Source organism: Streptomyces sp. sk2.1 (assembly GCF_008120935.1).
GTDB lineage: Bacteria > Actinomycetota > Actinomycetes > Streptomycetales > Streptomycetaceae > Streptomyces.
In genome coordinates this window covers 1-855 of sequence record NZ_RDBO01000141.1, presented here as the reverse complement: position 1 = coordinate 855, position 855 = coordinate 1, and the positions used below count along the sequence as shown (strand labels likewise).

Sequence of the window (855 nt, the reverse complement as noted above, 5' to 3'; positions counted from 1 at the left end):
CGGCAACGCGACCGTCACCGCCTTCGCCTCCGGCAAGGCCGCCATGGCGATCGGCGGCGACTTCAGCCACGCGGCCGTCGAGGCGGGCGCGGTGAAGGGCAAGTACGCGGTCGTCCCGCTGCCCGGCGTGGCGAAGGACTCCATAGCCCCGGCGTTCGCGGGCGGGAACAACATCGGCGTGCTGAAGAGCAGTTCGCACCGCACCCTGGCCGTGGACCTGATGAAGTCCCTGACCGGCAAGCGGACCCAGGCGAAGATGTTCGACGCGATGGGCTTCCTGCCGACGTACACGGACGTGCGGGCCGCCGCCGCGAAGAAGGAGCCGTTCGTCGAACCGTTCGTCGAGACGCTCGGCGCGGGCGCCAAGTTCGTCCCGGCCTCGCCGGGCTGGGGACAGATCGACGCCTCGCTGGTCCTGCCGACGATGTTCCAGGAGGTCGTCAGCGGCCGCAAGGACGTGGCGAGGGCCGCGGACGACGCGGCGAAGAAGATGGACGCCGCGTTCGCCGACGCGGGCTGACCATGACCGCGAACACCACGACGTACAAGACACCCGGCACGTCCGTGTACGTCGGCAGGAAGCCCATCGCGTCGAACATCTTCGCCTGGGTCCGCTTGCCGGTCAGGGACTTCATCAGGTCCACGGCCAGGGTGCGGTGCGAACTGCTCTTCAGCACGCCGATGTTGTTCCCGCCCGCGAACGCCGGGGCTATGGAGTCCTTCGCCACGCCGGGCAGCGGGACGACCGCGTACTTGCCCTTCACCGCGCCCGCCTCGACGGCCGCGTGGCTGAAGTCGCCGCCGATCGCCATGGCGGCCTTGCCGGAGGCGAAGGCGGTGACGGTCGCGTTGCCG

The 855-nt window shown here is 70.2% G+C and carries 1 protein-coding gene and 1 pseudogene; one reads left to right on the top strand and one right to left on the bottom strand.

Going from position 1 to position 855, the window contains the following annotated elements; translation table 11 throughout:
- A partial coding sequence (locus tag EAO76_RS41455) for an extracellular solute-binding protein (RefSeq protein WP_148841405.1) occupies positions 1 to 520 on the top strand: 520 nt, incomplete at its 5' end.
- 37 nt (positions 521 to 557) lie between these two features.
- Here EAO76_RS41455 and EAO76_RS41450 read toward each other — a convergent pair.
- Positions 558 to 855, bottom strand: a pseudogene (locus EAO76_RS41450) (extracellular solute-binding protein); the annotation flags it as partial.